The 25,404-nt window shown below is 75.3% G+C and carries 28 protein-coding genes; 17 read left to right on the top strand and 11 right to left on the bottom strand.

The window, feature by feature from the left end; translation table 11 throughout:
* Window positions 1–112 precede the first annotated feature (112 nt).
* From ACI79K_RS10380 to ACI79K_RS10365, 4 genes are read left to right on the top strand one after another with little or no spacing between them, the layout of a single operon-like run.
* Entirely contained in the window at window positions 113–742 is a 630-nt protein-coding gene (locus tag ACI79K_RS10380; RefSeq protein ID WP_456590216.1) for a TetR/AcrR family transcriptional regulator, read from the top strand.
* A complete protein-coding gene (locus tag ACI79K_RS10375) occupies window positions 739–2,364 on the top strand; it encodes an acyl-CoA dehydrogenase family protein (protein WP_456590217.1) in 1,626 nt (541 codons plus the stop codon). The genes ACI79K_RS10380 and ACI79K_RS10375 overlap by 4 nt, the downstream gene beginning before the upstream one ends.
* The gene (locus ACI79K_RS10370) at window positions 2,357–2,866 is read left to right on the top strand and encodes a PaaI family thioesterase (protein ID WP_456590218.1); all 510 of its coding nucleotides are present in this window, start codon (window positions 2,357–2,359) and stop codon (window positions 2,864–2,866) included. Before ACI79K_RS10375 ends, ACI79K_RS10370 begins: the two co-directional genes overlap by 8 nt.
* 21 nt (window positions 2,867–2,887) lie before the next feature.
* Entirely contained in the window at window positions 2,888–4,429 is a 1,542-nt protein-coding gene (locus ACI79K_RS10365) for a class I adenylate-forming enzyme family protein (protein ID WP_456599651.1), read from the top strand.
* A gap of 38 nt (window positions 4,430–4,467) precedes the next feature.
* Here ACI79K_RS10365 and ACI79K_RS10360 read toward each other — a convergent pair whose 3' ends face one another.
* Complete coding sequence (locus ACI79K_RS10360) at window positions 4,468–5,763, bottom strand: M18 family aminopeptidase (RefSeq protein WP_456591150.1); 1,296 nt, start codon at window positions 5,761–5,763, stop codon at window positions 4,468–4,470.
* Window positions 5,764–5,835: 72 nt separating this feature from the next.
* On the opposite strand from ACI79K_RS10360, the gene ACI79K_RS10355 reads away from it, so the two are divergent.
* The 3 genes from ACI79K_RS10355 to ACI79K_RS10345 are packed head-to-tail and all read left to right on the top strand — an operon-like array spanning window position 5,836 to window position 8,999.
* The gene (locus ACI79K_RS10355) at window positions 5,836–6,723 is read left to right on the top strand and encodes an AAA family ATPase (protein WP_456591151.1); all 888 of its coding nucleotides are present in this window, start codon (window positions 5,836–5,838) and stop codon (window positions 6,721–6,723) included.
* Window positions 6,716–7,897 (top strand): vWA domain-containing protein, encoded by a 1,182-nt coding sequence (locus ACI79K_RS10350; RefSeq protein WP_456599650.1) that lies wholly within the window; start codon window positions 6,716–6,718, stop codon window positions 7,895–7,897. The genes ACI79K_RS10355 and ACI79K_RS10350 overlap by 8 nt, the downstream gene beginning before the upstream one ends.
* The gene (locus ACI79K_RS10345; RefSeq protein WP_456599649.1) at window positions 7,878–8,999 is read left to right on the top strand and encodes an XdhC family protein; all 1,122 of its coding nucleotides are present in this window, start codon (window positions 7,878–7,880) and stop codon (window positions 8,997–8,999) included. The genes ACI79K_RS10350 and ACI79K_RS10345 overlap by 20 nt, the downstream gene beginning before the upstream one ends.
* Before the next feature lie 54 nt (window positions 9,000–9,053).
* Here the strand turns inward: ACI79K_RS10345 and ACI79K_RS10340 are convergent, their stop codons facing one another.
* The gene (locus ACI79K_RS10340; protein ID WP_456599648.1) at window positions 9,054–9,506 is read right to left on the bottom strand and encodes a hypothetical protein; all 453 of its coding nucleotides are present in this window, start codon (window positions 9,504–9,506) and stop codon (window positions 9,054–9,056) included.
* 26 nt (window positions 9,507–9,532) lie between these two features.
* On the opposite strand from ACI79K_RS10340, the gene ACI79K_RS10335 reads away from it, so the two are divergent.
* Window positions 9,533–10,138 (top strand): MOSC domain-containing protein, encoded by a 606-nt coding sequence (locus ACI79K_RS10335; protein ID WP_456599647.1) that lies wholly within the window; start codon window positions 9,533–9,535, stop codon window positions 10,136–10,138.
* 116 nt (window positions 10,139–10,254) lie between these two features.
* The gene (locus ACI79K_RS10330; protein WP_456599646.1) at window positions 10,255–10,926 is read left to right on the top strand and encodes a hypothetical protein; all 672 of its coding nucleotides are present in this window, start codon (window positions 10,255–10,257) and stop codon (window positions 10,924–10,926) included.
* A 26-nt stretch (window positions 10,927–10,952) separates the two neighbouring features.
* Here ACI79K_RS10330 and ACI79K_RS10325 read toward each other — a convergent pair whose 3' ends face one another.
* The 3 genes from ACI79K_RS10325 to ACI79K_RS10315 form a co-directional block, all read right to left on the bottom strand.
* Window positions 10,953–11,753: a vWA domain-containing protein gene (locus ACI79K_RS10325; RefSeq protein WP_456591156.1), complete on the bottom strand. Its 801-nt coding sequence runs from the start codon at window positions 11,751–11,753 to the stop codon at window positions 10,953–10,955.
* A 215-nt stretch (window positions 11,754–11,968) separates the two neighbouring features.
* A complete protein-coding gene (locus tag ACI79K_RS10320) occupies window positions 11,969–12,862 on the bottom strand; it encodes an AAA family ATPase (RefSeq protein ID WP_456599645.1) in 894 nt (297 codons plus the stop codon).
* A 141-nt stretch (window positions 12,863–13,003) separates the two neighbouring features.
* Window positions 13,004–14,131 (bottom strand): NDMA-dependent alcohol dehydrogenase, encoded by a 1,128-nt coding sequence (locus ACI79K_RS10315; RefSeq protein ID WP_456591158.1) that lies wholly within the window; start codon window positions 14,129–14,131, stop codon window positions 13,004–13,006.
* Between the two features lie 167 nt (window positions 14,132–14,298).
* Here ACI79K_RS10315 and ACI79K_RS10310 point away from each other — a divergent pair, with 167 nt between their 5' ends.
* Both ACI79K_RS10310 and ACI79K_RS10305 read left to right on the top strand, forming a co-directional pair.
* Window positions 14,299–15,741 carry a bifunctional 3-(3-hydroxy-phenyl)propionate/3-hydroxycinnamic acid hydroxylase gene (locus tag ACI79K_RS10310; RefSeq protein WP_456591159.1) on the top strand — a complete coding sequence of 481 codons (1,443 nt, stop codon included), beginning with the start codon at window positions 14,299–14,301 and terminating at the stop codon, window positions 15,739–15,741.
* Window positions 15,742–15,846: 105 nt separating this feature from the next.
* On the top strand, window positions 15,847–16,371 hold the full coding sequence (locus tag ACI79K_RS10305) for a hypothetical protein (protein ID WP_456591160.1): 525 nt from the start codon (window positions 15,847–15,849) through the stop codon (window positions 16,369–16,371).
* On the opposite strand, the gene ACI79K_RS10300 is transcribed toward ACI79K_RS10305, so the two are convergent.
* The 3 genes from ACI79K_RS10300 to mftR all read right to left on the bottom strand — a co-directional run bounded on the left by ACI79K_RS10300 (window position 16,368) and on the right by mftR (window position 18,751).
* Window positions 16,368–16,784 carry a DUF1707 SHOCT-like domain-containing protein gene (locus ACI79K_RS10300; protein ID WP_456591161.1) on the bottom strand — a complete coding sequence of 139 codons (417 nt, stop codon included), beginning with the start codon at window positions 16,782–16,784 and terminating at the stop codon, window positions 16,368–16,370. The two genes, ACI79K_RS10305 and ACI79K_RS10300, sit on opposite strands and share 4 nt — an antisense overlap.
* Window positions 16,785–16,816: 32 nt before the next feature.
* Window positions 16,817–18,049, bottom strand: coding sequence for a pre-mycofactocin synthase MftD (mftD, locus tag ACI79K_RS10295; protein ID WP_456591162.1), 1,233 nt, complete (start codon window positions 18,047–18,049; stop codon window positions 16,817–16,819).
* A gap of 117 nt (window positions 18,050–18,166) precedes the next feature.
* Window positions 18,167–18,751, bottom strand: a complete 585-nt coding sequence (gene mftR, locus ACI79K_RS10290; protein WP_456599644.1) for a mycofactocin system transcriptional regulator — start codon at window positions 18,749–18,751, stop codon at window positions 18,167–18,169.
* A 117-nt stretch (window positions 18,752–18,868) separates the two neighbouring features.
* Here mftR and mftA point away from each other — a divergent pair, with 117 nt between their 5' ends.
* The 3 genes from mftA to mftC are packed head-to-tail and all read left to right on the top strand — an operon-like array spanning window position 18,869 to window position 20,552.
* Window positions 18,869–19,003, top strand: coding sequence for a mycofactocin precursor MftA (gene mftA / locus ACI79K_RS10285; protein ID WP_456591164.1), 135 nt, complete (start codon window positions 18,869–18,871; stop codon window positions 19,001–19,003).
* A gap of 8 nt (window positions 19,004–19,011) precedes the next feature.
* Window positions 19,012–19,329 (top strand): mycofactocin biosynthesis chaperone MftB, encoded by a 318-nt coding sequence (mftB, locus tag ACI79K_RS10280; protein WP_456597558.1) that lies wholly within the window; start codon window positions 19,012–19,014, stop codon window positions 19,327–19,329.
* Window positions 19,326–20,552 carry a mycofactocin radical SAM maturase gene (gene mftC, locus ACI79K_RS10275; protein WP_456591166.1) on the top strand — a complete coding sequence of 409 codons (1,227 nt, stop codon included), beginning with the start codon at window positions 19,326–19,328 and terminating at the stop codon, window positions 20,550–20,552. Before mftB ends, mftC begins: the two co-directional genes overlap by 4 nt.
* 42 nt (window positions 20,553–20,594) lie before the next feature.
* Here the strand turns inward: mftC and ACI79K_RS10270 are convergent, their stop codons facing one another.
* Together ACI79K_RS10270 and ACI79K_RS10265 are read right to left on the bottom strand one after the other, a co-directional pair.
* Window positions 20,595–21,074: a pyridoxamine 5'-phosphate oxidase family protein gene (locus ACI79K_RS10270; RefSeq protein WP_456591167.1), complete on the bottom strand. Its 480-nt coding sequence runs from the start codon at window positions 21,072–21,074 to the stop codon at window positions 20,595–20,597.
* Window positions 21,075–21,112: 38 nt separating this feature from the next.
* Window positions 21,113–21,490, bottom strand: a complete 378-nt coding sequence (locus ACI79K_RS10265) for a YchJ family protein (RefSeq protein WP_456599643.1) — start codon at window positions 21,488–21,490, stop codon at window positions 21,113–21,115.
* Between the two features lie 33 nt (window positions 21,491–21,523).
* On the opposite strand from ACI79K_RS10265, the gene mftE reads away from it, so the two are divergent.
* Entirely contained in the window at window positions 21,524–22,219 is a 696-nt protein-coding gene (gene mftE, locus ACI79K_RS10260; protein WP_456591169.1) for a mycofactocin biosynthesis peptidyl-dipeptidase MftE, read from the top strand.
* Window positions 22,220–22,255: 36 nt separating this feature from the next.
* Here mftE and ACI79K_RS10255 read toward each other — a convergent pair whose 3' ends face one another.
* Entirely contained in the window at window positions 22,256–23,266 is a 1,011-nt protein-coding gene (locus tag ACI79K_RS10255) for an iron-siderophore ABC transporter substrate-binding protein (RefSeq protein ID WP_456591170.1), read from the bottom strand.
* Between the two features lie 138 nt (window positions 23,267–23,404).
* Between ACI79K_RS10255 and ACI79K_RS10250 the strand changes: the two genes are divergently transcribed.
* Window positions 23,405–23,959: a cysteine hydrolase family protein gene (locus ACI79K_RS10250; protein WP_456591171.1), complete on the top strand. Its 555-nt coding sequence runs from the start codon at window positions 23,405–23,407 to the stop codon at window positions 23,957–23,959.
* Window positions 23,956–25,365, top strand: coding sequence for a mycofactocin biosynthesis glycosyltransferase MftF (mftF, locus tag ACI79K_RS10245; protein WP_456599642.1), 1,410 nt, complete (start codon window positions 23,956–23,958; stop codon window positions 25,363–25,365). The genes ACI79K_RS10250 and mftF overlap by 4 nt, the downstream gene beginning before the upstream one ends.
* The last annotated feature ends 39 nt before the right edge of the window (window positions 25,366–25,404 follow it).

The following is a 25,404-nucleotide window of genomic DNA, read 5'->3' as shown; positions in this document are numbered from 1 at the left end:
GCCGCCGTCAGCATGTCCGGGCACGGGCCCCTTGCGCGCCCGTTCTGAACCGTGGTTCACTCCTTCCTGTCCGCGACTGAACCGCGGTTCACTTCTTTATCGGGAGGGCGCCGTGCCGTACCGCGCCACCGAGCTCACCCGGCGCACCGCCGAGCGCAGGCGCGAGACCCTCCTCGCTGCGGCCCGGCACCTGGTCGCCGGGCACGGGTTCGCCGCCGCGACCGTGGCCGCGATCGCCCGGGAGGCCGGCGTCAGCGTGGGTTCGGTCTACTCGCACTTCGACAGCCGCGAGTACCTGCTCGCCGAGGTGTTCCGCAGCGCGGCCGCCCACGAGCTCGCCGCCGTCCGCACCGCCGTCGCCGACGCCGGGCCCCGGCCCGCGGACCGGCTGGACGCGCTGGTGCGCACGTTCGCCGGGCGGGCGCTGCAGGGGCGGCGCATGGCCTGGGCCCTGCTCTTCGAGCCGGTCACGTCCGGGGTCGACGCCGAGCGCCTGGTCTTCCGCCGCTCCTACACCGAACTGGGCGAGCAGATCGTCCACGACGGCATCGCCGAGGGCGTCTTCGTCGAGCAGGACGTGGTCCTCGCCGCGTCGGCCGTGATGGGGGCCATCTCCGAGGCGCTCGTCGACCGGCTCCGCCCCCTCGGCCCGGCGACGACCACCCCCACCACCGACCACGACGTGATCACCGGGATCCGGAGCTTCTGCTTCCGGGCCCTGGGTGCGGAGGAGCTCCAGTGACCAGCACGCACGAGGTGTTCAACCAGGCGCCACCGCGGGTGGACATCGACGAGTACCGGACGAACGCGGTGCTGACCGAGGCGGTCAAGCGCTACGACGCGCAGTGGGCGGACGAGGCGCTCGGCGAGGTCGGCGTGCTGGTGGGGCGGGCGGACTTCCAGCGCGACGCCGAGCTGGCCAACACCCATCCCCCCGTCTTCGCCGGCCACGACCGGTGGGGCCACCGGGTCGACGCGGTGGAGTTCCACCCCGCCTACCACCGGATCATCGGCGCGGCGGTCGAGCACGGGGCGCACACCAGCTGCTGGTCCGCCCCGAGGCCGGGTGCGCACGTCGCCCGCGCGGCCACCTTCATGCTCTTCGCCCAGGTGGAGGCGGGCCACTCCTGCCCGGTGAGCATGACCCACGCCGTCGTGCCCTCCCTCCGGCACTCGCCCGAGCTCGCCGCGGAGTGGCTGCCCCGGGTGTACTCGCGCGACTACGACCCCGAGCTGCGCGACCCGGCCACCAAGCCCTCGGCGATCTTCGGCATGGCGATGACCGAGAAGCAGGGCGGCTCCGACGTGCGGGCCAACACCACCCGCGCCGTCGACGCCGGTGACGGCACCTGGCGGCTCACCGGGCACAAGTGGTTCTGCTCGGCGCCGCAGTCCGATGCGTTCCTCGTCCTCGCCCAGACCGGCAGCGGGCTGTCCTGCTTCCTCGTCCCCCGGGTGCTGCCCGGCGGCGAGCGCAACGTGTTCCGCATCCAGCGGCTCAAGGACAAGCTGGGGAACAAGTCCAACGCCTCCTCCGAGATCGAGCTGGACGGGACCGTCGGGTGGCTCCTCGGGGAGGAGGGGCGCGGCGTGCGCACCATCATCGAGATGGTCGGCCAGACCCGCCTGGACTGCGTCCTGGGCAGCGCCGCCGGCATGCGGCAGGCCGTCGCGGAGGCGGCCTGGCACGCCCGGCACCGCAGCGCGTTCGGTGCCACGCTGGTCGACCAACCGGCGATGACCGCAGTCCTCGCCGACCTGCAGCTGGAGGCCGAGGCCGCCACCTGGACGGCACTGCGGCTGGCCGCCGCCTACGACAGCGAGGACGAGGAGTCGGTCGCCTTCCGCCGGCTGGCCACCGCGGTGGCCAAGTACTGGGTCTGCAAGCGCGGGCCGAACCACGCCTACGAGGCGATGGAGTGCCTGGGCGGCAACGGCTACACCGAGAGCTTCCCGCTGGCCCGCCGCTACCGGGAGCAGCCGGTGATGGCGATCTGGGAGGGCTCGGGCAACGTCATCGCCCTCGACGTGCTGCGAGCCATGGCGCGCGAGCCCCGGTCGGTCGAGGCCGTCGACCGGGAGATCTCCTCCGCGCTCGGGCAGCACCGGGAATTCGACGCGCACGTCGCGACCACCCGGCGGCTCCTCGCCCGGGCGCAGGCGGACCCCGCGGCCGCGCCCGGCCTCGCGCGGCGGGTGGTGGAGTCGCTCGCGCTGGCCCTGCAGGGCGCCGTCGTGATCCGCGAGGCGCCCGGCGCCGTCGCCGACGCCTTCGTCGCCGCGCGGCTGGGTGAGGAGCGCGCCCTCGAGTACGGCGCCCTGGACCCCTCGCTGGACCTCGCCGCCATCGTCGCCCGTGCCTGATCCGGCAGTGGACGCGACGGCGCCGGTGACCCGGGCCGCCGATCCCCCGCTGTCACCGGCCATCGCCGAACGCGTGCTCGCGGACCAGCCGTTCAGCCGGCTCCTCGGTGCGCGGCTCACCGGCTTCGGCGACGGCGCGGCCGTCCTCGAGCTGTCGGTGCGCCCGGAGCTGACCCAGCAGAACGGCCACGTGCACGGCGGTGTGCTGGCCTACGCAGCCGACAACGCGGTCACCTTCGCCGGTGGCTCGGTGCTCGGACCGGCCGTGCTGACCGGGAGCCTCACCCTCGACTACCTGGCGCCGGCACGGGGCCGCACCCTCCGGGCGCGCGCGTCCGTGGTCCACACGACCGGACGGAGGGCCGTGTGCCACTGCGAGGTCCTGTCCGTGGACGACGCCGGTGCCACGACCCCGGTCGCCATCGCCCAGGGCACCGTCGTCGCCGTGCGGCCGGCGCCTCCCCGACCCGGCGGCGCGGCCGACCGCGCCGCCACTCCCTGACCCGACCCGGAGGACCCATCCATGCACCTGACCGCCGTGCTCGAGCGTGCCGCCCGCCTCGTGCCCACCAAGGAGGCCCTGGTCACCGACGACGGGGCGATCACCTACGCCGAGCTGCTGGACCGGGCCCGCCGGGCGGCCCGGGTGCTCATCGACGCCGGCGTCCGGCCCGGCGACCGGGTCGCGGTGATGACGTACAACACCCCGGGCTTCGTCATCGGTGCCTTCGGCACCTGGTTCGCCGGCGGGGTGCTGGTGCCGGTGAACCACAAGCTCGCCGTCCCCGAGGTCAGGTACGCCGTCGAGCACAGCGGCGCGACCGTGGGCGTCGTCGCCGGCGCCCTCGCCGGCACGGCGACCGAGGCCAGCCCGGGCACGACCTGGCTGACCACGGAGACCGGCGCCGGGGAGCTCCCCCACCTCGACACGCTGGTCGACGCGGCGACCCCTGTGGCCGGCCCGGCCGTGGACGACGACGCCTCCCCGGCCGAGATCCTCTACACGTCCGGCACGACGAGCTCTCCCAAAGGCTGCGTGCACACCCACCGCACCATCTCGGCGGTCGCGCCGCTGATCGTCAGCACCCTGGGGTTCACCCGGGACGAGCGGTTCCTGCTCGCGATGCCCATCTGGCACGCCGCCCCGCTGAACGACTGGCTGCTGACCATGGTGTTCCTCGGGGCCACCACGGTCCTGCAGCGCGAGTACGACCCCGCCGGTTTCCTGCGGGCGGTCGAGCGGCACCGCGTCACCGCGTTCTTCGGAGCGCCGATCGCCTACCTGGCACCGGTGCAGCTGGCGCGTGCGGGGCGGCTGTCGCTGGCCGACGCCGACCTGTCCAGCGTGGACAAGTGGCTCTACGGCGGCGCCCCGCTGGGCGAGCAGGTGGCCCGGGCGCTGGTCGACGCCTACGGCACCGACCGCTTCTTCCAGGTGTACGGGATGAGCGAGATGGGCCCGGTCGGCACGGCGCTGTACCCGGCCGAGCAGCTGGCGAAGGCCGGATCGATCGGCCGGGGTGGCATGCCCGGTGTCGATCTGCGCGTGGTCGCCGCCGACGGCGCGGACGTCGGCCCGGGCGGCGTGGGCGAGATCTGGCTGCGCGCCGACACCCGCATGGCCGGCTACCACGGCAACGAGCAGGCCACGGCCGACGTGTTCGTCGGCCCCTGGTTCCGCACCGGCGACGTCGCCCGGGTGGACGAGGACGGCTACCTCTTCATCGTCGACCGGCTCAAGGACGTGATCATCGTCGGCGGGGAGAACGTGCACTCGCAGGAGGTCGAGGAGGTCCTGCGCGGTCACGACCGGATCGCCGACGTCGCCGTCGTCGGCCGGCCGCACGAGGAGTGGGGCGAGACCGTCGTGGCCGTCTGCGTGAGCGCGGACGGCGAGGGGATCACCCTGGACGAGGTGCGGGACTTCCTCGGGGACAAGCTCGCGCGGTACAAGCTCCCGCGCGAGGTGGTGACCGTCGACGTGCTGCCGCGCAACCCGTCGGGCAAGCTCACCAAGCAGGTCATCCGCGACGGCCTGGCCGAGCGGGCGCCGGCAGCCACCTGAGCCGGTGGACCGCCGGGCGCGGCCCGGCGGTCCACCGGTCAGCCAGCCAGGCAGGCGGTGAGTGCCCCCACCATGAGCGGCACGTCGCGGGCCGAGGCCAGCTCCCGGCAGGAGTGCATGGCGAGCATGGGGGCGCCGATGTCGACCGTGGTGACTCCCAGCCTGGTCGCCGTCAGCGGGCCGATGGTGCTCCCGCACGGGAGGTCCGCCCGCGTGACGAACGTCTGCACCGGGACGCCGGCGTCGTCGCAGCGCTCGGTGAACCAGCCCCCGGAGGCCGCGTCGGTGGCGTAGGCCTGGTTGGCGTTCACCTTGAGCACCGGCCCGCCGCCGAGCTCGGGCCGGTGCGCCGGCTCGTGCCGCTCGGCGCGCGTCGGGTGCACGGCGTGGGCCATGTCGGCCGACACGAGCACCGACCGGGCCAGCGCCCGGTGCACCGCCTGCGCATCCGCAGGAGCGGTCGCCGCGGCCAGCCGCTGGACGACGTCCTCGAGGAAGCTGCCGCGGGCGCCGGACATGGAGCCGCTGCCCACCTCCTCGTGGTCGTTGCAGACCAGCAACTGCGTGCGTGCCCCGGCCGGTGCGGCCAGCAGGGCCAGCAGCCCGGAGTGGCAGCAGGCCAGGTCGTCGAGCCGGGGGGCGGCCACCCACGTGCCGTCCGCCCCGGCGCGCGACGCCGGCTGGGTGTCGGCCAGCACCAGGTCGGTGCCGACGACGTCGCCGGCGTCCACCCCGGCCGTGGCGGCGAGGGCCTCGGTGAGCCCCGGCCCGGTGCCGAGGTCGCGGTCCCACACCGGCACCAGGTGCTGCTGCGGGTCGAGGGTCAGCCCCTCGCGGACGCTCCGGTCGAGGTGGATGGCGAGGGAGGGCAGCCGCAGCGGGGCGCCGGGCAGCCGCACCAGGGTCGTCCCGCCCCCGCGCAGCACCAGCCTCCCGGCCACGGTCAGCTCCCGGTCCAGCCAGGTGTGCCACAGCCCGCCGCCGTAGGGCTCGACGCCCACCAGGCGGTACCCCGACTGCCGGACGTCGTTGCGCGGCCGCACCTTGAACGTCGGCGAGTCGGTGTGCGCGCCGACCAGCCGCATCCCGGTCTCGGCCAGCGGGCCGCTGCCCATCCGGAAGGCGATGAGGCTGCCGTGCCGGACGACGAAGTGCTGCCCGCCGGGCGCCGGTGCCCAGGAGTCCGCCTCGGCCAGCTCGGTGAACCCGGCTGCGCGCAGCCGGCGCGCCAGCTCGGCGACCGCGTGGGCAGGGGACGGCGAGGCGTCGACGAAGGCCCGCAGGTCGTCGCCGAGGGCGAGCTCGTCGGTCGGGGCGGCATCCGGCGTCGGCATGCGGTCATCGTGCCCGACGCCCGGACGGAGGCGGGGGAGCGGGAGGAAGCGCCCAGGTGGGATGCTCGGGAGGTGAGCCAGCGCACGGTCCCCGGGAGCCCCGACGAGCTGTCCGCCGCCCTGGCGGGCACCGGCTACCTCGCCGACGAGGGGCTGGCCACCGCCGCGCACCTGGCGCTGGCCATGCACCGGCCGCTGTTCCTCGAGGGCGAGGCCGGCGTCGGGAAGACGGCGCTGGCCCAGGCGCTGGCGGAGATCACCGGCCGGCCGCTCTACCGGCTGCAGTGCTACGAGGGGCTCGAGGCCAGCCAGGCGCTCTACGACTGGGACTTCGGCCGTCAGCTGCTGCACCTGCGCGCCGCCGAGGCCGCGCACGCCGCCGACGACCCCGCGCGGCTGGAGGCCTCGCTCTACGACCGCCGGTTCCTCCTGGCCCGGCCGCTGCTGCAGGCGCTGGAGGACTCCCCGAGCGTGCTGCTCGTCGACGAGGTGGACCGCGCCGACGACGAGTTCGAGGCGTTCCTGCTGGAGGTGCTGTCGGACTTCACCATCTCCATCCCGGAGCTCGGCACGGTGCGGGCGGAGACCCCGCCGCTGGTGGTCCTCACCTCCAACCGCACCCGCGAGGTGCACGACGCGCTCAAGCGGCGCTGCCTGTACCACTGGCTGGCGCACCCCGACTTCGACCGCGAGGTGGCGATCCTGCGCCGTCGGCTGCCTCAGGTCACCGACGAGCTGGCCCGGCAGGTGGCCCGGGCGACGGCGACGCTGCGCACCCTCGACCTGCTCAAGCCGCCCGGGGTCGCGGAGGCGATGGACTGGGCGACGGCGCTGCACACGCTCGGGGCCCGGGACCTGGACCCCGACCTGGCGGCGCGGACGCTCGGCGCGGTGCTCAAGTACCGGGAGGACACCGAGCGGGTGCGGTCGCTGGACCCGGAGGCGCTGCTCGGTGGCTGACGCGTCGGGGACGGCGGAGCGGGACGTCGTCGACACCGTGCTGGGCTTCGCCCGGACGCTGCGGCACGCGGGCGTGACCGCCTCCCCGGACCGGGTCCAGGCCATGCTCGCCGCCCTGGGCCACCTCGACGTCCTCCAGCCGTCGGCGGTCTACTGGGCCGGCCGGCTGACCCTCTGCGCCGGCCCCGACGACCTCGACCGCTACGACGCGGCCTTCCTGGCCTGGTTCTCCGGGCGACGCCCGCGCCCCGCCCCGGCACCGGTGCAGGTGCGGCCGCAGCTGGCCGCCAGCGCGCCGCTCGACGCGGGCACCGGCGAGGGGGACGAGGACCCGGACACCCCCGACCTGGCCGCCCGCGCCAGCGCGGACGAGGTGCTGCGACACCGTGACGTCGCCGGGCTGACCGACGCCGAGCGCGCCCACCTGCGCCGGCTGTTCGCCCTGCTGGTCCCGGCCGCCCCGATGCGCCCGGCCCGGCGACGGCGGCCGGCGGCCCACGGCGGTGTGCACCCGGGCCGGACCGTGCGCCGGGCGCTGCGCGAGGGCGGCGAGGTCAGCCGGCTGGTGCACCGCCGCCCGCGGCCGCGCCCCCGCCGCGTCGTGCTGCTGGTCGACGTCTCCGGGTCGATGACGCCCTACGCCGACGCGCTGCTGCGGTTCGCCCACGCGGCGGTGCGGGCCCGGCCGGCGTCGACCGAGGTGTTCACGATCGGCACCCGGCTGACCCGGGTCACCCGCGAGCTGCGGCTGCGCGACCCGGACCGGGCGCTGGCCGCCGGGGGGCAGGCGATCCCCGACTGGTCCGGCGGTACCCGGCTCGGCGAGGTGCTCAAGGCCTTCCTCGACCGGTGGGGCCAGCGCGGCACCGCGCGCGGCGCCGTGGTGGTGGTGTGCAGCGACGGCTGGGAGCGTGGGGACACCGGCCTGCTCCGTGAGCAGATGGCCCGGCTGCGGCGGCTCGCGCACGCCGTCGTCTGGGTCAATCCGCACAAGGGCCGGACGGGGTACGAACCCCTCACCGGCGGGATGCAGGCGGCGCTGCCGTCGGTCGACCACTTCGTGGCCGGGCACAGCATGGCCGCGTTCGAGGAGCTGTCGGGGGTGCTGCAGGAGCCGCGCGGGCAGCACCGGAGATCTGGGGAGGAGTTGCCGGATGCGAGACGTGCTCGATGACCTGGTCGGCTGGTGGCAGGCGGGGGAGACCGTCGGCGTGGGCACCGTGGTGGGCACCTGGCGCTCGGCGCCGCGGCCCGCCGGCGCGTCGATGCTGGTGGGACCCGACGGCACGGCGGTGGGCAGCGTCTCCGGCGGCTGCGTCGAGGGCGCGGTGTACGAGGAGGCCAGGGACGCCGTCGCCACCGGGGAGCCCACGCTGCGCCGGTACGGGGTCAGCGACGACGACGCCTTCTCCGTCGGGCTGACCTGCGGCGGGATCCTCGACGTCTTCGTGGAGGCGGTGTCGCGCGAGTCCTTCCCCGAGCTGGGGGAGGTCGCGGAGTCGGTGGGGCGGCACGAGCCGGTCGCCGTCGTCACCGTGGTCGCCGGCCCCGACGACCGGCTGGGGCGCCGTCTGGTGCTCTGGCCCGACCGGTCCTCGGGGACGCTGGGCTCGCGGCGGCTGGACGACGCCGTGGCCGACGACGCCCGCGGCATGCTCGTCGGCGGCCGCACCGGGCTGCTGCACGTGGGGCGCGACGGCGAGCGGCGCGGCGACGACCTCACCCTGTTCGTGAACTCCTTCGCCCCGGCCGCCCGCATGGTGGTGTTCGGCGCCATCGACTTCGCCGCCGCCGTCGCCCGGGTCGGCGCGTTCCTGGGCTACCGGGTCACCGTCTGCGACGCCCGGCCGGTGTTCGCCACCCCCAAGCGCTTCCCGGAGGCGCACGAGGTGGTGGTCGAGTGGCCGCACCGCTACCTGCAGGCCGAGGTCGACGCCGGGCGCATCGACGAGCGGACGGTGCTCTGCGTGCTCACCCACGACCCGAAGTTCGACGTCCCGCTGCTGGAGGTGGCGCTGCGCACCCCGGTCGCCTACGTCGGGGCGATGGGCTCGCGGCGCACCCACGACGAGCGCCTCGCCCGGTTGCGCGAAGCCGGGCTGGGCGACGAGGAGCTGGCCCGGCTCTCCTCGCCGATCGGCCTGGACCTCGGTGCCCGCACCCCGGAGGAGACGGCGGTGTCGATCGCCGCGGAGATCATCCAGGGGCGCTGGGGCGGCAGCGGCCGGCGGCTGGCCGAGGTGTCGGGCCCCATCCACGAGACGGCCGACCGCTGAACGCTGGCGCCGGTCATCAAGCAGACGCCCTCGTTGTCGGCCGGACAGGAGTGCCTATGTCTGGTCCCCCGACGCCGCGCGATCCGCACGGACGGATGCCAGGATCCGCTCGAGCGCTTCCTCCTCGGGTTCGTCCCCCGGCCCCGTGGCAGGAGGTGTCTCGCTGAGGGCATCCGCCGCCAGAGTGATCGCGATCGAGACGACGGCGAAGATTCCGGCGGTCGTCGAGCCAGGGAATTGCACGCTCGTGAACCACCAGATCGCGACGGCCACGGTGATGACACCGAGGATGGCGTGGAACCAGAAGCGCTTGCCTCCACGCACTCCCGCCGCTGCGGACAGGACCACCGCCACCATGGCGCCGATGTAGAGAAACAGAGTGCTGGCGGCCACGTCCAGATGGAACTCGCCCGCACTGGCCTTCCGGATCAGCACGTACAGGACGACGAACGCGAAGATGATCGTCAGCACTAGGAGCACCAGGCGCAGCGTGGATCGAACGGTCATCCCCAGAGCATCGGTCCTCGGCGCAGATGACTGAAGCGCTCCCGAGCGATCGACGCGCTTCTCACGACTTCCCGTACTGCTACGACGTCGAGGTCGTGGGACTGCTGGCCTCGCCGGCGCACCGGTACGACGGCCGCCCCGGCGCGGCGGTGCCTGCGCAGGCCGACGACCGGCGGGAGCGGCTGGAGATCCGGGCGGGGGTCGGCATCGTCGGGGACCGGTACGCCGGGCGGCCGGCCCACCGGGACGCCCAGGTCACGGTGCTGGCGGTGGAGTCGCTGGAGTCGCTCGCCGCCGAGCTGGGCGCCCCGCCGTTCGACCCGCTGCTGGCCCGGCGGAACGTGGTGCTGCGGGGTGCCGAGGTGGAGGCGCTCCGCGGCCGGGAGTTCGCGCTGGACTGCGGCGCGGGACCGGTGCTGCTGCGCGGCGGGCGGGCGGCGAACCCCTGCGCCTGGATGGACCTGGTCCTCGCGCCCGGCGCGCACCGCGGGATGCGCGGTCGCGGCGGGGTGCGCTGCGCGGCGCTCTCCGACGGCCGGCTCGAGCTGGGACCCGCCGTCCTGACCAGCGCCGTGCCGCTGGATCCCGCCGCGGCAGGGCGGGCCCGCTCCCTGGCGCCGGGTCGCCGCTGACCTGCGACACGCCGGGCGGACCGGCTGCTGGCGGTCGCGCCGCACGCCCCGCAGTATTCCGTCCGGCCGGACGTCCGAGATCCGGAGACGTGTACTCCGGAGGTCCTCCCGTGCGCATGCGCATCCCCCAGCTCGCCGTCGCCGCCGCGAGCGCCCTGCTCCTCACCGCCTGCGGGAGCAGCAGCCCGCTCGACGGCATGACCGGGCCCGAGGTCGCCGACGCGGCCGCCGACGCCCTGGAGGAGGCCGGTTCGTTCCACGTCACCGGCACCATGGCGGAGGGCGGCGAGGAGGGCGAGCTCGACCTGCACCTGCAGGGCGACGACGTCACCGGTTCGGTGACCATGGGCGGGTCCGAGATCGACCTGCTCCGGGTCGACGGCGAGGTGTACCTGCAGGCACCGTCGGACTTCTGGGCCTCCTTCGGCATGCCGGCGGAGATGGCCTCGCAGTTCGACGGCCGCTGGGTGATCGTCCCCGGTGAGGCCGTGGCCGAGTTCGAGGAGATCTCCCTCGACGGTTTCGTCCAGCAGTTCCGCGACCCGGACAGCGAGATCGCCGAGGAGGTCAGCTCCGAGGAGCTCGACGGCGAGGACGTGGTGGTCGTGGAGCAGGAGGACGGCAGCCGGTTGTTCGTCGCCGACGACGAGCCGGCCTACCCGCTGCAGGTCACGACCGGCGAGGGCGGCGACTCCGGCACCGTCACCTTCAGCCGGTTCGGCGAGGAGGAGGAGATCTCCGCCCCCGCCGACCCGATCGACCTCATGTCGATGATGGGCGTCTCCTGACGCCTGCTGTCCCGGCGTCGCGCCGGTCAGCCCAGCAGCTCCCGGACGGCTGACGGGGCCTGCGACGCCCGGTGCAGCGCGGCCACCCTCCCGCCGCCGGCGGCGGCGAGGGTGGTGCAGGAGGTCATCGCCTCGTCCTCGGCCGACAGCGCGAGCACCTGGAGCCGCGCCGGTATGCGAGCCAGCGACGCCGCGGCGTCCACCGGGTCGGGGCTGTCGGTCGCGACGCCGTCGGAGAGCAGCAGCACGTGGCGGTCGGCGGCGCGGGAGCGCGCGAGCTGCGTCGCCGCCGTCCGCAGCGCCAGCTCGAGGTCGGTGGTGCCGCCGCCCCTGAGGTCGCAGAGCCGGTCGACGACGACGTCCGCGCGGGGATCGGCCGACAGCGGGCGCAGCACCACGGCCTTCGACCAGAAGGCGACGACGCCGAGCTCGTCGCCCGGCCGCATGCGCTGGGCCAGGGCCGACGCCGTGAGCACCGCGGCGGCGAGTTCGTCCCCGGCCACCGACCCCGACGCGTCGACGAGCAGGACCACCGCGCGGCCGGTGGAGCGCCAGCCCCTCGTGTGCAGGTGCTCGGCGCGCCACCGGGGCTCGGCCCCCCGCGCGGCCAGCGTCGCGTCGAGGTCGACGTCCGAACCGGTCGGGTCGCGCCGGGTGACCATCCGGCTGGTGCCGGGGCGGTCGGGAGTGCCGGTGCGCGGGTTGCCCAGGGGCAGCCGTGCGGCCAGCGCCCGCGCCGCGGCGCGCAGCCGGGGGTCGAACGCGCGGGCGGCCGCGGCGAGCACCCGGGCGGCAGCGTCCGGGTCGCGGGCGGCCAGGTCGGCCACGGCCTCGGCGTCGAGGGTCCCCGCCTCCGGCGAGACGGTGTCGAAGTCGGGGTTGCTGCGGGAGAGCTCGTCGCGGCTGGACCGGCGCGCGCCCTGGGTGCGCAGCAGCTCCTCGACCTGCTCGGGGTCCTCGACGACGCGGGGCGGGCCCGACGCCGGTCGCTCGCCGGCCGGCGCCGGCGGGGGTGGCGGCCCGGGGGACGCCTCCCCGGGCGTCAGGCTTTTCCCAGCTCCTCACCGGCCCGGCGCCAGATGTCGGCGACGACGTCCTCCACCGGGCGCGCCACGCCGTCGCCCCGGGTCACCTTGCCGGTGAGCGCGGCGAGGGCGGCGTCGAGCCCGGTCGCCTCCTGCAGGGGGGAGGTCTCCCGGACGGCGGCGAGCTCCACGGCGATCAGCACCGTGTCGATCGCCCCTCGCACGGAGGCGCCGATGCGCAGCTCGGAGTGGTCGCGCGTGATGCGGACCGCCCGCACCGCCCGGGCGACCAGCGCTGCCTCCCCGCTGGTCACCGCCTCGACCACCCGCAGCTCGGCGTCCTCGTCCTGGTAGGCCATCGCCACCCGGCAGGAGCGGTCGTAGAGGGCCGGCGTGACCCGCGCGGTGCCCACCGCGTCGAACGGGTTCATCGCCGCCACCAGCCGGAAGGTGGGCCGCGCCGCGACCCGGCCGTAGCGGGGCACGTGCATCTCCCGCTCGGAGAGGACACCGAGCAGGACGTTCATCGTCTCCTCGGGGACCCGGTTGAACTCCTCGACGTAGAGCAGCGAACCCTCGGTCATGGCCCGGGTGAGCGGCCCGGGCACGAAGTTCTCCGGCCGGTAGTCCTCGGTGAGGACCCGGGAGGCGTCGTGGTGGCCGACCAGCCGGGTGGGTGTCAGCTCCGCGTTGCCCTCGACGAGCACGAGGGGGACCCCGGCGCCGTCGGCCAGGGCGCGTAGCAGCGTGGTCTTGCCGGTGCCGGGTGGGCCCTCCAGCACGACGTTGCGCCCGGCGGAGAGCGCCGCGGCGACCACCTCCGCCTCCCGCAGGCGGTCCACCACGCGCTGACGGGCCACGCGGACCATCCCGCCCACGTCGAGGTGGGCGGCGCTGCGCGTGCTGGTCACGATCCTGTCCCGGCCGGTGCCACGTCCTGGCTCAGCTCCCGTCGTCCTGGCTCACCTGGTGTGGTCCTGGCTCACCGTCGACCGTGAGCCAGGACCCCTGATGATCAGGTGACCTGATCATCAGGGGTCGGAGGCCGGGGCTCAGTCGTAGACGATGACGCCGCGGATGTTCTTGCCGGCGTGCAGGTCCTCGTAGCCCTGGTTGATGTCGTCGAGCTTGTACCGCTTGGTGATCAGCTCGTCGAGCTTGATGGCACCCTCCTGGTAGAGCCGCAGCATCTTCAGCATGTCGGCGCTGGGGTTCTGGTCCCCGAACAGCGCGCCCCGGATCTCCTTGGTGAACAGCGCCAGCATGCTCGGGTTGATCGGGATGCCGACGTCGGTGAGGTCGCCGAGGCCGGTGATGACCACCCGGCCGCCCTTGCCGAGCGCCTCGACGCCCTGGGCGACGTGCTCGCCCTTGAGCACGCCGACGGTGATCAGGACCTTGTCCGCGCCCTGGCCGTTGGTGACGCTGCGACCGAACTCGGCGGCCTCGTCGATGCTCGCGAAGGCGTGCGTGGCGCCCAGCTCCATCGCCTTCTCGCGCTTGAAGTCGATGGGGTCGACGGCGATGACGTGGCTCGCGCCGGCGTGCGCAGCGCCCTGGACGGCGTTGATCCCGATGCCGCCGACACCCATGACGATGACGGTGTCGCCGGCCCGCACCTCGCCGGCCTGCACGGCGGTGCCCCAGCCGGTGCCGACGCCGCAGCCGACCAGGCAGGCGACGTCGAGCGGGATGTCCTTCGGGATCTTGACCGTGGAGCGGACGTCGACCGTCGTCACCTCGGCGAACGTGCCCAGTCCGCACATCTGGCCGACCGGGGTGCCGTCGGAGGTCTGGAAGCGGAAGCTCTCGGCGTCGTCCCAGCGGGAGCCGACCAGGAGGTTGGCGCCGGAGTCGCAGATGTACTGCTGGCCGTTCGCGCAGTACCGGCAACGGCCGCAGCCGGGGAGGAAGGAGAAGACGACGTGGTCACCCTCCGCGAAGTCCTTCGTCCCGGGGCCCACCGCGGTGACGACGCCGGCGCCCTCGTGGCCGCCGAGGAAGGGGTAGTGCCCGACGGGCATGTCCCCGGTGGCGATGTGGTCGTCGGAGTGGCACATGCCGGAGGCGGCGAGCTTCACCTGGAGCTCACCGACCTGGGGGTCGTCGGCGACCAGGTCGGTGACCTCCCACTTGCCGGGGGCTGAGCGCAGGATCGCGCCGCGGGTGTTCACGGGCACAGGAACCTCCTCGTCGCCCTCGTCGTCGAGGGCCGTCCACCTCATGCGCGGGCACGCATGCCTGCCGCGCACGCTATGACCCCGATCACACCCTGGGAAGGGGCATGCAACGTTGGCGCCGGGCCCACCGGCCTCGGTGCAACGTTCGGGGCACGCACACTGGTCCGGTGCCCCGCCCCCCGGTCGTCGTCGTCGGCGCGGGGCCCGTCGGGCTCACCGCCGCGCTGCTCCTGGCTCGCACCGGGCTCCCCGTCGTCGTCGTGGAGCGGCACGCGGCCCCCTATCCGCTGCCCCGCGCGGTGCACCTGGACGACGAGGTGTTCCGCGTGCTGCAGGCGGCCGGCGTGGCCGACGACGTCGCCGCCCGCTGCCGGCCGATGGCCGGGCTGCGCCTGCTGGACGCCGCCCACCGGGTGCTGGCCGAGTTCCGGCGCGCCCCGGACGCCGGCACGAACGGCTGGCCGCAGGGATCGTTCGTGCACCAGCCCGATCTGGAGGAGGTGCTGGCGGCCGCGGTCGCGTCGACGCCCGGGATCGAGGTGCACCGCGGGAGCGAGGTGACCGGGCTCGACCAGGACGGCGGCGGGGTGACCGTGCGGGTGACCGACCGGGCGACCGGGGCGGACCGCTCCGTCCGGGCGGTGGGGGTCCTCGGCTGCGACGGCGCGAACAGCACCGTGCGGAAGCTGATCGGCGCCCGGATGCGTGACCTCGGCCCCGCCGACCGCTGGCTGGTGGTCGATGCGCGCGCGCCGGTCCCGCTGCCGGTCTGGCCGGGGGTGCACCAGGTCTGCGACCCGGGCCGGGCGGCCACGTTCATGCCGGTGACCGGCGACCGCTACCGCTGGGAGTTCCGGCTGGCGCCGGGCGAGACGGCCGAGGAGCTCGCCGACCCGGCCCGGCTGGCGGCGCTGCTGGCCCCGGTCGCCCGCGGCACGGAGGTCGAGGTGGTCCGTGCGGTGGAGTACACGTTCCGGGCGCAGGTGGCCGACCGCTGGCGCGACGGCCGGGTGCTGCTGGCCGGAGACGCCGCCCATCTCACCCCGCCGTTCGTGGGGCAGGGCCTGGGCCTGGGGCTGCGCGATGTGCACCAGCTGGCCTGGAAGCTCGCCGCCGTGCTGGCCGGGGAGGCCGGTGAGGAGCTGTTGGACACGTACCAGGCCGAGCGCGAGCCGCACGCCCGGGCGCTGATCCGGGTGGCGCTGCTGCTCGGGCGGCTGATGACCGGCGGCGGGCGCGGGGGCGCCGTCGCCCGCCGGGCCGTGCTGACCGCCGTCCGACGGATCCCGGCCGTCGCCCGGCTGGCCACCGACAGCCGGACCCCGCCGCTGCGCCGCGGCCCGCTGGTGGCGCGCCGCGGCCGGGCCGGCCGCCGGCTGGCCGGGACGCTGGTCCCGCAGCCGGAGGTGCTCGTCGACGGCCGGCCGTGCCGGCTGGACGACGTCCTCGGCGAGGGGTGGGCCGAGCTGTCCGCGGAGCTCGTGGTGCGCCGGGCCGACGGGACGGAGGTGCGGATCGTCGATCCCAGCGGCACGCTGCGCCGATGGCTGGGGCCGGCCGCCGCGGTGCGGGTCCGCCCCGACCGCATCGTGGCCGCCGTCCGCCGGTGAGGCTCCCGCCCACCGCCGAGAGCCGGTGCACCCGGACGGGTGTTCCGGCCGAGGAGGGCGCCTCGACCGCTTGTCCCGGCGGGCGGGTGTGGTGATCCTCGGTCGGTGAACGAGTGGTTGACGCGGGCGTCGCGCACGCAACTGGGGCTCATCATGGGGCTCTTCTGCGGGGCGGGTGCGGCGTTCGGCGTCGCGGTCCTCGGCGGGCAGGGCTGGAGCGCTGCCGTGCCCGGAGCCGTCGGAGCGGCGATCGGTGGAGGCCTGGTCGGGGCGACGCTGATGCACGGGCAGCTCCGGCGCCAGGCAGAGGCGGTCGGCGTGCTGGGGGGACGCGCCCGGCGCGCCGCCGGGCGGGCGTCGCTGCGGGGGCCCGTACCCGAGGACCCGGAGACCCGCGCCGCCGCCTACGCGCTGGTGGAGCACGCACTCGCCGAACGCCGGCGCAACCGCGTTCCCAGCGTGGTTGGCGCGGTGGTCCTCCTCGCGATGACGGTCTACCTGGCCGTGCAGGCGTCACCCTGGTGGTGGATCGGGGTGGCGGTCCTGGCCGGGTTGCTGGCGTACGGCTGGTTCGTGCTGCCCCGGCGGTTGCGGCGCCGGGCCGAGCTGCTGGACCCCGACGCCGGCTAGCGCGGCCGGCCGATGCCGACCGCGTAGAGGGTGCCCAGCACGGCACCCGGCGGGAGCGCCACGTAGAGCCACCACGGGTGGATCCCGCCCACGGTGGCCTCGAGGATCCCCCAGACCACCAGGTTCACCAGGCTGATGCACGCCCAGATGATCACGAGCACCTTCATCGCGGTGCCGGCGTCGTCGTCGCTGAACGCCCGGCGCGGCCCCGGGGGCGGGGGCAGCGCGGGCAGGTCGGCGGTGACCCGGGCAAGGTCGCCCCGGGTCCGCGCCGCCCACACGGCCTGCACCCGCTCGTCGAACTCGTGCAGGTCGAGCTGCCCGGCGTCGTGCGCCCGCTGCAGCCCGGCCTGCACGTCGGCGCGCTCGGCGTCGGAGATGCGGAGGTCCTCGGGTCGGACCGGCTGGCTCACACCGGACATCCTGGCAGGCGTCCGGCCCGGCGTCAGGCCTCGCGGCGCCGCCGGGCCGGGGAGGTGGCCAGGAGCGCGTTCTCCACCGCGGTGTCGCCGAGTGCCCGCTCGAACCCCGGGGGGACGACGAGGTCGTCGCGGGAGAGGTCGGCGACGTCGGAACGCCCGAGGCCGACCATCGCGGAGCCGAGCCCGTCGCGCAGCAGGTCGAGGACGTTCTCCACCCCGGCCTGGCCGTTGGCGGCGAGGCCCCAGAGGTAGGCGCGGCCGATCATGACCGCCTTCGCGCCCAGCGCCAGGGCCTTGGCGACGTCGCCACCGCGCCGGATCCCGCCGTCGAGCAGCACCTCGATCTGGTCGCCCACCGCGTCGGCGACCGCGGGCAGGGCCCGGACCGAGGCGGGGGTGCCGTCGAGGTTGTTGCCGCCGTGGTTGCTCACCGAGATGGCGGTGACGCCGGCGTCGACGGCGCGCTTGGCGTCGTCCACCCGCATGACGCCCTTGAGCATGAACGGGCCGTCCCACTGGGAGCGCAGCCAGGCGACGTCCTCCCACGTGGGCATCGGCGACTGCTGCCACATGCCGTAGGCGCCGAAGAACGTCGGCGCCGGCTCGCCCGGCGTCGCCACCATGTTGGGCACGGTGAGGTCGGGCAGCTTGCGGGTCCTCGCGAAGTCCAGCAGCCAGCGCGGCTTGACCAGCACCTGCGGCGCGTACTTGCGGGCGGCCTGGAAGTCGATCTTCTCCGGGATGAACGGGCTGCCCCAGTCGCGGCCGTAGGCGAACGACCAGTCGAGGGTCGCGATCATCCCGACGGCCCCGGCCTGCTTCGCCCGGTCCATCCGGGCGAGCATCTCGTCGCGCGTGCCCACCCAGTACATCTGGAAGAACGTCTGCGGGTTGGCTGCGACGACCTCCTCGATCGGCTTGCTGGCGAAGCTCGACAGGCCCATGGCCACCCCGCGGGCGGCAGCGGCCCGCGCGACGGCCACCTCACCGTCGGGGTGGACGGCCTGCACGCCGGTCGGGCTGATCATGACCGGCATCGACATGGGCTGGCCCATGACCGTCACGGCCGTGTTCCGCTCGTTGGCCAGCCCGGCGGTGTGCGGCGCGAAGCCGATCTCGGCGAAGGCGGCGAGGTTGTCCTCGAGGGTCAGGCCGCGCTCGGAGCCGGCGACCAGCGCGCCGTAGACGCCCTTCGGCAGCCGCTTCTTCGCCCGGCGCTGCGCCTCGGCGACCGATTCGAACCACGCGTTGGCCATGGGCATCTCCTTCGTCGGCCCGGTGCGCCGGGCGGTGGGCCGGCGCGAGGCCGGTGGCACTGAGTGCCAGGCTAGCGCCGCGGGTGAGACGCCGACCACACCGGCCGCCCGGACGGGTCAGCCGCGCAGGCTGGGGAAGCCCGCCGCCATCTCGTCGAACGCCAGGTGCAGGTGCTCGGTCAGGGACGACGCGTCGTCGGCGAGCCACGCCTCGAAGGCCGTCGTCGCCGCTGCGCGCGTGCTCGCCGCGACCAGGCGGGGCAGCAGCCCGCTGGGGGAGCTGCCCGTCCGGGCGGCGACGTGCTGGGCGACGACCCGGTCGACCTCGGCGAAGCGCAGCTGGCTGTGGGCCAGCAGGGCGGGCTCGGTGAGGATCAGCCGCATGCGCTCCCGCAGCAGCGGCAGCTCGGCTGCCGGGTAGTCGTTGACCTCGAGGTACGCCGCGCAGACCGAGGTGAGCACCGGCTGCGCCGGGTCGGCCGCGGCGAGCAGCTGCTGGAGCCGGGCGACGTGACCGGCGAAGTCGCCCCACACGGCGTCGGCCTTGGTGGGGAAGTAGCGGAAGAAGGTCCGGCGGCTGATACCGGCGGAGTCGGCGACCTCGTCGCTGGTGACCTCCTCGAAGCCGCGCACGGTGAAGAGGTCCAGGGCCGCGCGCTCGACACGGGCGCGCCCCGCCGGCGCCGTCCTCGTCTCCACCACGCGCGCATTCTGCCCGGTGGGCGTGGCGCCCGGCGCCCGCCGACCCCGCTCTTGCTCCTGGCACCGGGTGTCACTAACGTCCGCCTCGACCATGTGACCGCGTTCACGGAGGCCCCCATGCCCGAGCCCACCCAGACCGACGTCGCCGCCGCCGAGTTCCGGACCCCCGAGGCCCCCGCCACCGAGGAGGCCCTCGTCGAGGAGTCGCTCGTCGAGGAGGTCTCCATCGACGGCATGTGCGGCGTGTACTGATCGACGCCGTGCCGACGACGAACGGGACCGGCCCGGCGACCGGGACGGCCGCCGCCTTCGACGCGGAGCTGCCCTGGCGCCGGGCCCGTTCCGTCGCGCTGCGGCCGGAGCCGTTCGGCGCGCTCGTCTACCACTTCGGCAACCGGAAGCTGTCCTTCCTGAAGTCGAAGACGCTGGTCGCGGTCGTCGAGGCGCTGGGCGACCACCCCAGCGCGGCGGCGGCCCTGACCGCGTGCGGCGTCCCCGACGCCCAGCGCGGCGCCTACGTGAAGGCGCTGGCCGACCTCGCCCGCTCGCAGATGATCGAACGCCGGGAGACCCAGTGACCGCAGTGCTGCCCGCCCGCCCCGAGCGCCCCACCGGCGGGCGGCTGATCGACCAGTTCGAGTACGGGCTGGACGCCCCGATCTGCCTGACCTGGGAGCTCACCTACGCCTGCAACCTGGCGTGCGCCCACTGCCTGTCCTCGTCGGGCCGGCGCGACCCGCGCGAGCTCTCCACCGCCGAGGCCGAGGCGGTCATCGACGAGTTGCAGCGGATGCAGGTCTTCTACGTCAACGTCGGCGGCGGCGAGCCCACGGTGCGGCCGGACTTCTGGCACCTGCTCGACTACGCCATCGGCCACGACGTCGGGGTCAAGTTCTCCACCAACGGCGTCAAGCTGGACAAGCAGCGGGCCGCGCAGCTGGCCCGCACCGACTACGTCGACGTGCAGATCTCCCTGGACGGCGCCACCGCCGAGGTCAACGACCGCGTCCGCGGCACCGGCTCCTACGCCACCGCGATCCGGGCGTTGGAGAACCTGGCCGAGGCCGGGATGAAGGACTTCAAGGTCTCCGTCGTCGTCACCCGGGAGAACGCCGGCCAGCTGGACGAGTTCAAGGCGCTCACCGACTCCTTCGGCGCCCAGCTGCGGATCACCCGGCTGCGCCCCTCGGGCCGCGGAGCCGACGTCTGGGACCAGCTGCACCCGACGGCCCAGCAGCAGCGGGAGCTGTACGACTGGCTGCTGGCCAACGGCGAGGGCGTGCTGACCGGCGACTCGTTCTTCCACCTGTCGGCGTTCGGCGAGGCGCTGCCGGGGCTCAACCTCTGCGGCGCCGGCCGGGTGGTCTGCCTGATCGACCCGGTGGGCGACGTCTACGCCTGCCCGTTCGCCATCCACGAGAACTTCCTCGCCGGCAACGTGCGCTCACCCGGCGGCTTCCGGAAGGTGTGGCAGGAGAGCGAGCTGTTCGCCGACCTGCGCAGCCCGCAGACCGGCGGCGCCTGCACGAAGTGCGCGCACTTCGACGCCTGCCGCGGCGGCTGCATGGCGGCGAAGTTCTTCACCGGGCTGCCGCTGGACGGGCCCGACCCCGAGTGCGTGCAGGGCTACGGGGAGACGGCGCTGGCGGCCCGCGACGTCGAGCTGGTCACCCCGCGCAGCCACATCGACCACTCGCACAAGGGCCCGGTCCGCGGGCAGCCCACGCTGCTCGGCATGCCCGCGCTGCCGCCGGCGAAGGCCTGCGACGAGTCGCCCCTGGCGGGCCTCGACCTGCGCTGAACCCCGGCGCCGGCCCGCGGGGCCGGCGCCGGGCGGCCGCTGCTAGAGGTCGACCTTCTTGTTCTCCCCCGCGTCGATCCGCTCGCCGGTGGCCTTGGCCTTCACGAAGCTGAACGCGGTGGCCAGCCGGCCGCCCGGGCTGTCCCAGTACTCCGCCGAGTCGCCCTCGACCTTGATCAGCACGACGTCGGGGTCCTCGGGGCCGTTCGGGAACCAGGCCTCGACGCCGCCGTTCCACAGCTCCTTCTTCTTGGCCAGGTCGTCCACCACGACGGCGTGACCGGTGAGCGACACCCAGGTGCCGCCGGAGCCGATGCCGACGTTCACCTGGGGCTGCGCGGCGATGTGCGCCACCGGGTGGGAGCCGCGCTCGGCGAAGAACCACAGGTCGCCGTCGAACTCGACCTCCTGCAGCGTCATCGGCCGGCTGGTCAGCTTGCCGCCGGGGGCGATGGTGGTGAGGAAGCCGAAGCGCTCCCCCTTGATCAGCTCGGCGACCTTGCGGGTGTCCTCGGTACTCATGCCGGGCTGGTGCCCACGGTGGTCCCGCCCGACACCCCTCAGCGCGCGTCGAGGTAGCGCCAGGCGCCGTCCTCCCGGACGAACCGGCTGATCTCGTGCTGGCTGCCGCGCTCGCCGCCGGCGACGTACCAGGCGCGGAACTCCACGGTCCCCTCGGTGGCGAGCAGCCCGCCGCCGGTGGTGGCGAGCACGTCCAGGCCGGTCCAGCGCACCTGCGGATCGAGCTCCACCGACGCCGGCCGGGTGGTGGAGTGCCAGCTGGTCAGCAGGTAGCCGGCGTCGCCGACGGCGAAGGCGCTGTACCGCGACCGCATGAGCTGCTCGGCGGAGGCCGCCGTCGCCTCGCCGGCGTGCAGGCGTCCGCAGCACTCGGCGTAGGGCAGGCCGGTGCCGCACGGGCAGCGTCGGGGAGCCATGGGGCCAGTCTGCCGTCGTGCGAGGCTGGGCCGGTGACCTCCCTCGGCGACGCCACCTGGTCGGAGCTGCCCGAGCGGCCGCTCCTCGTCGTCCCCCTGGGATCGGTGGAGCAGCACGGCCCGCACCTGCCGCTGGCGACCGACACCCGGACGGCGGAGACGGTGGCGCAGGCCGCGGTGCCCGGGATCGGTGGCGCGCTGCTCGCCCCGGCGATCCCCTACGGGGCGAGCGGGGAGCACGAGGGGTTCCCGGGCACGGTGTCGATCGGCACGGAGGCGCTGACGACCGTGCTCGTGGAGTACGGGCGATCGGCCTGCCGCTGGGCGGGGCGGCTGCTGGTCGTCAACGGCCACGGGGGCAACTACTCCGCCCTGCGGGCGGCGGTGCCGCTGCTCCGGGCCGAGGGGCGGGACGTGGCCTGGTGGCCGCTCGCCGTTGCCGGCGGCGACGCCCACGCCGGCCGCACGGAGACGTCGCTCATGTTGCACGTGGAACCTGCTGGGGTCCGCCGGGAACGGGCGGAGGCGGGGGAGACGGCGCCGCTGCGGGAGCTGCTGCCCCGGATGCGCGCCGAGGGCGTGCGGGCGGTCAGCCCGAACGGGGTGCTCGGGGACCCGGCGGGCGCGTCGGCGGGCGAGGGGGCGGAGCTGGTGGCGGACCTGGCCGGCCGGCTGGCTGCCGCCGTGGCGACCTGGCGCATCGACGACGCGGGGCGGCTCCGGGAGTGATCCCGGAACCGCCCCGCGCCGGAGGTGGTGGCCCGCTCAGTTCAGGGCGTCGGCGAACAGCGGCACGCTGTTCTCGATCGCGTACAGCAGGCCCGGTGCCGAGGCGCTGGAGAAGGCGTTGAGCAGCGTCAGGTCGTCGAGGACGACGGCGCGACCCTCCTGGACGGCGGGCAGCGACTGCCACACCGGGCTGCCGGTGAACGCCGAGGCCTCGACGAAGATCGGGAAGACCACGGTCAGCTGGGCGTCGAGCAGATTGAGCTGCTCCTCGCCGATGGGCACGAAGAAGTTCTCGGTCGCCAGCGCCTCGATCTCGGCCTTGTTCTCGAAGCCGAGCTGCTCCATGAACTGCACCCGCGAGTCGCCGGTGAGGTAGACGTTCCAGCCCTCGGCGGAGTAGGCGCCGACGGCGACCTCGGTGCCCTGGAACTCGGGGTGCTCCTCCCGGGCCTGCTCGAAGGCCGCCTCGACCTCGGCCGCGAGCTCGTCGGCCTCCTCGCTCCTGCCGAGCGCCTCGCCGATCATCTCCAGCTGCTGCTGCCAGGTCGTCTGGTACGGCCCGACGCCCTCGGGCTGACCGATCGTCGGGGCGATCTCGTTCAGCAGGTCGTAGCGCTCCTGGTCGCCGGACGAGCGGGTGTCGAGGATGAGGTCGGGCTGCAGCGCCGCGATCTGCTCGTAGCTCGGCTCGAGCGTGCCGATGATCACGGGGGGCTCGGCGTAGCCCTGCTCGACCCAGTCGCCGAGGCCGTCCTCGCCGCCGACCGCCAGCCAGTCGCTGGCGCCCACCGGCTCCACACCGAGCGCGAGGGCGGTCTCGGCGTCGGACCAGCCGAGCGCCACCACCCGCTCGGGCTCCTCCTCGACCGTGACCTCGCCGAAGGCGGTCTCCACCGTCACCGGGAACGCCGACGACGAGTTCCCGGTCGTGCTCCCGGCCGCCCCGCCGTCGGAGGTGGCGGGCTCGTCGCCGGAACCGCAGCCGGTGACGACGAAAGCGGTGGCCGCGAGCGCGGCAGCACCCCGGAGGGCGGAAGGAAAAGGCATGACACAACTCCTTGGCGGATCAGGTAAGGGTGACCTAAGCACACGAACCTGGGAGCGGGGCGGCCGGGACCGGATCGTTACTGTCGCGGGACCCGTACGGCGGGAGCCGAGGGCACCGACGCGCGAGGAGGGCCGGGCATGAGCGGGGCGATCGAGGGCCGCGAGGGCTGGCTGGTCGTGATCGACCTGCAGCACGTCTTCGGCGAGCAGGACTCGCCGTGGACCGCGCCGCGGTTCGAGGAGATCCGCCCGCGCGTCCGCCGGCTGGTCGAGGCGTTCGGCGAGCGGGTGGTCTGGACCCGGTTCGTGGCGCCCGCGGAGCCGGTGGGGGCGTGGAAGGAGTACTACGCGCAGTACGACTTCGCGCTGCAGCCCCCCGACGCGCGGTGCTACCAGCTCGTCGAGGACCCGGGCGGCGCCCCGGTCGTGGACGCCACCACGTTCGGCAAGTGGGGGCCGCGGCTGGCCGAGGTGGTCGGCGAGGGGCCGCTCACCGTCGCCGGGGTGGCCACCGACTGCTGCGTCATCTCCACCGTGCTCCCGGCGGCCGACGCGGGGGTGCACGTCCGCGTGGTCACCGACGCGTGCGCCGGGGCGGGCGACCAGGAGCACGAGCGGGCCCTGCAGGTGATGGCCGGCTACGCCCCCCTGGTCTCCTTCGCCACGACGGACGAGGTCCTGGCGCAGGGATGATCCCCGCCCCGCCGGAGCGCCGGCTGCCCGACGGGTTCGCCGTGCGGCTCGACCCGCGCACCCGCCGGCGCGACGGCGGCGCGACCCTGCTCGGGGGTTCCCCGCTGCGGCTGATCCGGCTGTCCCCGCGCGCGGCGGGGCTGCTGGCCGCCGACCGCCTGGTGGTCGGCGACGCGACCGGTGCCGCCCTGGCCGCGCGGCTCCTCGACGCCGGCCTCGCCCACCCGGAGCCGCCGCCGGACGCCGGCGGGGCGGACGTGACCGTCGTCGTCCCGGTGAAGGACCGACCGGCCGGGCTTGGCCGGCTGCTCGCCGCGCTGCGCGCCGATCCGCGGACGGCGGCTGTGCCCGTGGTCGTCGTCGACGACGGCTCGGCGGTGCCGGTCACCGCTCCCGACGGCGTCCGCGTCCTCCGGTACGAGGTGTCCCGGGGCCCGGCGGCTGCCCGCAACGCCGGCCTGGCCGCGGCAGGCACCGAGCTGGTCGCGTTCCTCGACTCCGACTGCGTCCCCCTCCCGGGCTGGCTGGGCCGGCTGCGGCCGCACCTGGCCGATCCCCGGCTGGCCGTGGTGGGCCCCCGGATCGTGCCGCTGGCGGGCGCGGCACGCGGGTGGACGAGCCCCTACGAGGACGTCGCCGGCGCGCTGGACATGGGCCCGGAGCCGGCGGCGGTGCGGCCGCTGTCGGCGGTGTCCTACCTGCCGAGCGCGGCGCTGCTGGTGCGCCGGTCGGCCCTGGGCCCGGGCTTCGACGAGGCGATGCGGGTCGCCGAGGACGTCGACCTGGTCTGGCGGCTGACCGCGGCGGGCTGGCGGGTGCGGTACGAACCGGCGGCCGAGGTCGCGCACGAGCACCCGGCGCGCACCGCAGACTGGCTGCGGCGGCGCGCCTTCTACGGCACCGGCGCCGCCCTGCTGGCCGCGCGGCACGGGTCGGCGGTGTCGCCCCTGGTGATCGCGCCGGAGACGGCGCTCACCTGGGCGCTGCTGCTCGCCGGTGGTCGGTGGGGGCGGGCGGCCGGGGTCGCCGTGCTGGGGGTCACCGCGGCCCGGCTCGCGCGCCGGCTGGCCCGGCCGGGGGAGGCCGCCCCGGCCGTGCTCGCCACCGGCCTCGTGGTGCGCGGCCTCGCCGCGTCGGGCCGGGCGCTGACCCGCGCGGCCACCCGGCACCACTGGCCGGTGGCCGCCGCCGGGGCGATCGCCTCCCGGCGCGTGCGCAGGGCCGTGCTGGCGGCGGCGCTCGCCGACGGGCTGCTGGCCTGGGCGCCGCACCGGGGCCGGGTCGGACCGGTTCGTCACCTCCTGGCCCGGCGGCTCGACGACCTCGCCTACGGGGCGGGCCTGTGGGCCGGGGCCGTGCGGGCCCGCGACGTCCGGCCCCTGCTACCGACGCGCCCACCCCGCTGACGACCCGCCCGGCCGCGGAATGCGCGGCGGGCCTCGCGC

The organism is Blastococcus sp. SYSU DS0616 (assembly GCF_054051015.1).
This window is presented reverse-complemented; position numbering and strand designations above follow the sequence as displayed.